This window comes from Trichococcus sp., assembly GCF_049684335.1.
Lineage (GTDB): Bacteria > Bacillota > Bacilli > Lactobacillales > Aerococcaceae > Trichococcus.
In genome coordinates this window covers 21,095-27,443 of the sequence record NZ_JBAVFV010000017.1, presented here as the reverse complement: position 1 = coordinate 27,443, position 6,349 = coordinate 21,095, and the positions used below count along the sequence as shown (strand labels likewise).

Sequence of the window (6,349 nt, the reverse complement as noted above, 5' to 3'; positions counted from 1 at the left end):
ACAGTCCAACGCCTATTTATTCGCATAAAAAAACCCCCAATAAAGTAGAATAGAAATTTTTGTTATTTCTACTGTCTACTTTATTGGGAGCTTATCAAATCGGCTATCACGCGCTTGTTCATTTTTTTATTCAGGATTTATTCGATTTCTCCTTCATCAGCATCATCGTAAGCTGGAGAGACCGGGCTCTCCACATAATCCTCTTCGCCGATTTCAAAGACAACACGGCCGTTCATGACATTCGTAATAGTGCTCTGGAAATGGCTGATGTCTTCCGTAGGGATACCGCATAAAAAACAAACCTGATCGGTGTATTGGGCCTCAATCAGAGTATAGGGCGATTGCGCTAAGTAATTCTCCAATTTTCCGGATGCGGAATAGGAAACGATGCAGCCGACTTTTGTCTGGAGGCTGCGGACAACGATGCCGATGTCCTTCAGTGCTGTCGATACAGAACGGCTGTAGGCGCGGATTAATCCGCCGGCACCGAGCTTTGTCCCGCCGAAATAGCGAGTGACGACGGCTGCGACGTAACGCAGATCGTTTTTCTTGAGCACTTCCAACATCGGGACGCCAGCTGTTCCGGATGGTTCCCCGTCGTCATGGGCGCGCTGGATATCGTTGTGGTCGCCGATCAGGTAAGCAGAACAATTGTGCGTCGCTTTCCAGTGCTCTTTTTTGATGGCTTGGATGAATTCTTTGGCCTCGTCCTCGGAATGGACACGTTTGAGGCTGCAGATGAAGCGGGAGCCCTTGATGATGATCTCTGTAACGCCGCTTTCTGCGATAGTGTGATAGGTTGTCAGCATAGTCTATAGCCCCCAATATGTTGTTCAATCTCATTTTACCACAGCGACCGTCGGATGACAGGCCACTAACGAGGAAAGGGACTTTCCGAACATTTCCATTTGTGGTATTGTTAGATGGAATAGACCAAACGGCCATAGGGGTCGATGGAAAGGTGATCTGCGTGAAAGCTACAGATTTAATCGATGTACTCAAGATGAAAAAAGTTGTTGGGAGCTTGGATCCCGATTTGAATATTGGAAAAATCAGTCAGGATTCCCGCGATATCCAATCGGGGGACTTGTTTGTCTGTATCGATGGTACGCAAGTCGATGGCCACAATTACGTTGAGAAGGCGGTCGCCAACGGTGCGGGTTTGATTGTTGCCCATAAGGATATCCAAAGATTGGCAGCGACTGTCCCGGTTGTATATGTTCCCGATACGGACAAAGCGATGAGCCTTCTTGCGAATCACTTTTATGCTTACCCGAGTGAGACGATGAAAGTCATCGGCGTCACAGGGACCAATGGAAAGACGACAGTGACATATTTGGTGGAAGCCATCCTTAAGGCGATGGATAAAAAAACTGGGTTGATGGGCACCATCGAAATGCATATCGGCGACGAAGTGCACAAAACGAAAAATACGACGCCCGACAGTATTACGATGCAAAAAGCCCTGCACCTTATGGTTGAGAAGAAGACGGAATACTTCACGTTGGAGCTTTCCTCGATTGCTTTGGAAATGGGCAGAGCGTGGGGGCTTGATATGGATGTCGCAATCATGACAAACTTGACGCATGAACACATGGAATTCCATCACACGATGGAAGCCTATGCCGAAGCGAAAAAACTGCTCTTCTCCCAACTAGGGAACGGCCGCAAAAACGGACGTACGAAAACGGCGGTTCTGAATGCGGATGATGAAACGATCCACAGCTATCGCATCGCTACGGCGGCAGAAGTCATTTCTTACAGCGTGAAGGATGAAACGGCTGATTTCTTTGCAGCGGATATCACATACAGTCGGACGCAGACCCGCTTCAATCTGGTCGTAAATGGGGAACGGTATCCGGTCGTGACGAACTTGGTGGGGCTTTATAATGTTTCCAATACATTGGCTGCGCTGGCGGCTGTTTATGCTCTGGACATTCCGTTGGAGGATGCATCAAAAGCGGTCGCGTCATTGGCTGGTGTTACAGGCAGATTGGAGATTGTCCCTGGCGCGAACGACATAGGTGTCTACGTCGATTTTGCCCATTCGCCCGATGCGATGGAAAAAGTATTGAGTGTGGTGCGCGAGTTCACCCAAGGCAGAGTCATTTCCGTTTTCGGAGGCGCTGGGGAACGGGAGCATGAGAAACGCCCAATCATGGCCCGCATCGGTACGGAACTCTCCGATTATGTGGTCCTGACTACGGATGATACCGGGAAAGAACCGCAGGAACAGATCATCTCAATGATGCTTACCGGCATTGAAAAGGACAACTATGAATATATCGAAAACCGCAAGGAAGCCATCTTGCACGCGATCACCATCGCAGAACCGGGAGATACGGTCATCCTGCTGGGGCGTGGGCATGAGGCTGACTACAACGACAAAGGCAGAATGATCCGACTGTTGGACAGTGAAGTGGCGGCTGAAGCGATTGGATTGCGCAACAAGAGGTCTGTCGACAAAGCCTAAAAGTAGAGAATTACCGCATAATATATGGTGGTTACGCTAAATAACGAGCAGAAAGTTTGAGGATTTCCATGAAAATTGCAGTAGTAACGGACAGTACCGCTTATCTGACGGCTGAAATACGCCAGCGGCATCATATTCATATGCTACCATTAGTCGTGAATATCGGAGAAAAATCATATGAAGAAGAAATAGATTTGGTTGCTGAGGATTTTTATGCCTTGATGAAATCATCTGAAGATTTCCCGAAGAGCTCCCAACCAGCAGTGGGTGCTATGCATGAGCTGTATGAAGAACTGGCGATGGAACATGATGCAATCATTAGTGTCCACCTCTCAAGCGGCATAAGTGGTACGTACCAGAATGTTGCCTCATTAAGCAGAGAATATCCTGAATTCAACATCCATCCCTTCGATTCTGAAATCAGCTGCTACGTCCAGGCTCGCTTCGTCTTGGAGGCGGCAAGGTTGGCTGCTGCCGGTATTGAACCGGAGCAGATCATCGCGCGATTGAACCATATGAAAAAACGTTCCCGCGCTTACTTTATGGTGGACGATCTGATGAACCTGCAGCGCGGCGGCAGATTATCCGGTGGGGCGGCTGTCATAGGCTCCATCATGAAGATTAAGCCAGTGCTGCATTTTTCGGACAAAAAGATAGTCGTTTTCGAAAAAATCAGAACCAACGCAAGGGCGTTGCGACGGATCGAAGAACTGTTGGGCCAGACGGCTTCAAAGACGGATTATCCGATCATCGCAACCGTTATCCATGGGAATATTCCCGAAAAAGGGCAAGCTTGGCTGGAACATCTCCAAGGAGAATTTCCGGACATCAGGTTCGAATTGAGTTATTTTGGCCCTGTCATCGGGACGCATTTAGGCGAGGGTGCTCTGGGATTGACCTGGACGGAAGATACCGAATCGAGCTTTCCGTTATAGGCAATAAGTCATTACGGCAATTATACATTCATCCGGAAGGAAGGGCCATTTGGGTCCTGGCCTTCCTATTTTTTCTGGGGAAAATTTCTGACTGTTTTTAAACAGATAGCGGGGGTGTTTTTGTGAGAGTATTTATCGGCGTCAGATTACCTGAAGTCATCAAAGAACAACTGGGTACCGTTCAGGAAGAAGTGAAACGTGCCAGCCTCAAAGGATCATTCACGGATCCGGACAACTTTCATTTGACGATTCGTTTTATTGGGGAAGTGAATCCGGAACAGCAAAGTGCGATTGAAGCTGCGCTGATCTGCTTCACCGCAGACCAGGTGCCGTTCCTGATCAAACCCAATGGATTGGGTTATTTTTTCAAAAAAAACAAGTGGATCATCTGGCTGGGCATCAAAGAAAACAACCACCTCCACCACCTTTATGAACAACTTAATGCTGCCTTTTTAAAGGAAAAAATGATATTGGCTGATGATGTTGCCTTCATTCCGCACCTCACGCTCGGTCGGGGGATCATACTGTCGCAGGAGTGGGAAACACTTAGCAAAGTGCCGCTGCCCTCTGAACAGAAAATTCCGGTCACCGCGCTGACGCTGTTCGAAAGTGTGCGGTTGAACGGAAAGCTGGTTTACCGCCCTATTGTTGATTTCCCGTTCAAAGGTCAGACCATTCAGTCAGCATCCAGCAAACCAATAAATCCTTAACCGGAAACAGAAAGACGTCATTCTTCGTATAGTCAGCGGAAGAGTGGCGGCTTTTTTTGCGTATGCTATCCAGGGAAGGAGAGGATGGCATGGACGGAAAGGAACTTTACGGCAGGGAATTGACGAGGAGCGAGTGTCGCAATGCAGACAAAGCACTGCTGGATCTGGCTGAGAAACGACCCGGTTTAGTCAGCTTGAACGGGAAGCTGACATGTTCCCGCTGCGGAAACCAGAACCGGAAAAAATTCCAGTCAGCGCCATGTTCTTGCGGCACTGCTTGTGTTTATTGCTTAAGTTGCCTGAACATGGGGAAAATAAAATGTTGTACAGCCCTCTATCATTTGCCGGAAAGCAACTCGTTCGTATGGCCCCATGAACCGATTCTGCAATGGACGGGCCAATTGTCTTCAGAACAGAAACGTGCATCGGATGAAATCGTGGTGACGGTCCATTCTGAAGAGACTCGCCTGATCTGGGCCGTTGCCGGTGCTGGGAAGACCGAGATGATCTTTGAAGGGATTGCAGCCTGTCTGCGCAAAGGCGGGAGAGTCTGCCTAGCTTCCCCGCGTGTGGATGTTTGTCTGGAACTGGCCCCACGTATCAAGCGCGCTTTCCCGGACGTCCCTTTGGCCTTGCTGTATGGAGGCAATGAGGAGGGCTACAGCTACACACCGCTCGTCATCGCCACGACCCATCAACTGCTGCGTTTCCGGGAAGCGTTCGATCTCCTGATCATCGACGAAATCGATTCCTTCCCGTACAACAACGAAGTGAGCCTCCAATTTGGGGCGCAAAAATCCAGAAAAAAAGCGAGCGCGCTTATTTATTTGACGGCGACCCCGTCTCGGGATATGCAAAATGACATCAAGCGCGGCAGATTGGCAGCGACTGTATTGCCTGCCCGCTATCACGGATTTGCGTTGCCCGAACCAGAGTGCCTGTGGGTCGGGAACTGGCGCAAGGCCATCACCAAAAAGAAAACGGCTCGATTCCTTACATTGATCCGAAGGCAGCTCCAAACGAATCGGCGCTTTCTGCTTTTTTTGCCGCATATCCAACTGATGGAAGAGCTGGACGGATGGTTGCGGGAACTTTTTCCGAATAAGCAGTTCGCCTGCGTTTCGGCGAGCGACCCTGAGCGCGAGGAGAAGGTGAGAAGGATGCGAGCGGAGGAGTATGATTTTTTGATGACGACGACCATATTGGAGCGTGGTGTAACTTTCCGGGACATCGATGTCATCGTGCTTGGCGCGGAAGATTGGGTCTTCACGGAAGCGTCATTGGTGCAGATTGCCGGCAGGGCAGGCAGACACAAAGATTTTCCGACGGGATGGGTCTGTTTTGCGCACGACGGCGAAACGAAAGCCATACAGGGGGCGGTCCGGCAAATCCGCTTGATGAATCGGGATGCGGGGAAAAGGGGGTTGTTGAATGGGTCAATGCCTGTTTTGCCAAAATGAGATCCGCGAATTTTTGACTCTCCAGGAACTTTTCAGCTTCGGGAAAAAAGATTACGGAACAATCTGCCGATCCTGCGATGAAAAGTTGCCGCGTTTAGCCGGTCAAACATGCTGCCCGGGCTGCATGCGGCCGCAAACAGCCACGGAGTTGTGCGAGGACTGCCGGAGGTGGAGCTGCCGCTATCCGGAATTGACGCTTGAGCATCACGCCTGCTATGCCTACACGGGTGTCGTGAAGGACTGGCTGCAACGCTACAAGTTTCAAGGCGATTACCGTCTTGCCGGAGCGTTCAGGAATGAGCTGAGGGCTCTCCAAAGAGCGCATCCTAAGGGACTGTTCCTCCCGTTGCCGATATCTCGCGCGAGTTACGAGGAAAGGGGATTCAGTCAATGCGAGGAGATGCTGAAGCAAGCAGGAATCCGCTACGTGCAATTCCTGGAAAACCAGCATGCCGGCGAAAAACAGTCCGAAAAAAACAGGCAAGAACGACTGATGACAACGCAACCATTTTTTATGTTGGATGAGCACAAAAAATATCTTCAGCAGGAAATTATTCTTTTTGATGACGTCTATACTACCGGAAGAACGCTCTACCATGCGAAAGCCCTGCTGTACAAGCAAGGATTCAGATTGGTGCGTTCCGTGACAATTGCAAGATAAGTAATCATAAACATTGAAATGTTAAGGCGCTTACATTATAATGAAGTTAAAGAAACCCCCTATGAGTGGTCCATAGGTGAGGGTTGTCTTTATCTGACGATGCGTCAGAC

General features: G+C 49.5%; 6 protein-coding genes. 5 read left to right on the top strand and 1 reads right to left on the bottom strand.

Annotated elements, in window-relative coordinates; all coding sequences use genetic code 11:
- Window positions 1-137 precede the first annotated feature (137 nt).
- Window positions 138-809 carry a YigZ family protein gene (locus tag WBM30_RS04335; RefSeq protein ID WP_424899544.1) on the bottom strand — a complete coding sequence of 224 codons (672 nt, stop codon included), beginning with the start codon at window positions 807-809 and terminating at the stop codon, window positions 138-140.
- Window positions 810-961: 152 nt separating this feature from the next.
- On the opposite strand from WBM30_RS04335, the gene WBM30_RS04330 reads away from it, so the two are divergent.
- From WBM30_RS04330 to WBM30_RS04310, 5 genes are all read left to right on the top strand, one after another.
- Window positions 962-2,473, top strand: coding sequence for a UDP-N-acetylmuramoyl-L-alanyl-D-glutamate--2,6-diaminopimelate ligase (locus WBM30_RS04330; protein ID WP_424899543.1), 1,512 nt, complete (start codon window positions 962-964; stop codon window positions 2,471-2,473).
- 68 nt (window positions 2,474-2,541) lie between these two features.
- On the top strand, window positions 2,542-3,408 hold the full coding sequence (locus tag WBM30_RS04325) for a DegV family protein (protein ID WP_424899542.1): 867 nt from the start codon (window positions 2,542-2,544) through the stop codon (window positions 3,406-3,408).
- Between the two features lie 122 nt (window positions 3,409-3,530).
- Window positions 3,531-4,118: an RNA 2',3'-cyclic phosphodiesterase gene (gene thpR / locus WBM30_RS04320; RefSeq protein ID WP_424899541.1), complete on the top strand. Its 588-nt coding sequence runs from the start codon at window positions 3,531-3,533 to the stop codon at window positions 4,116-4,118.
- Window positions 4,119-4,207: 89 nt separating this feature from the next.
- Window positions 4,208-5,578: a DEAD/DEAH box helicase gene (locus tag WBM30_RS04315; RefSeq protein WP_424899540.1), complete on the top strand. Its 1,371-nt coding sequence runs from the start codon at window positions 4,208-4,210 to the stop codon at window positions 5,576-5,578.
- Complete coding sequence (locus WBM30_RS04310; protein WP_424899539.1) at window positions 5,550-6,239, top strand: ComF family protein; 690 nt, start codon at window positions 5,550-5,552, stop codon at window positions 6,237-6,239. The genes WBM30_RS04315 and WBM30_RS04310 overlap by 29 nt, the downstream gene beginning before the upstream one ends.
- Window positions 6,240-6,349 lie beyond the last annotated feature (110 nt).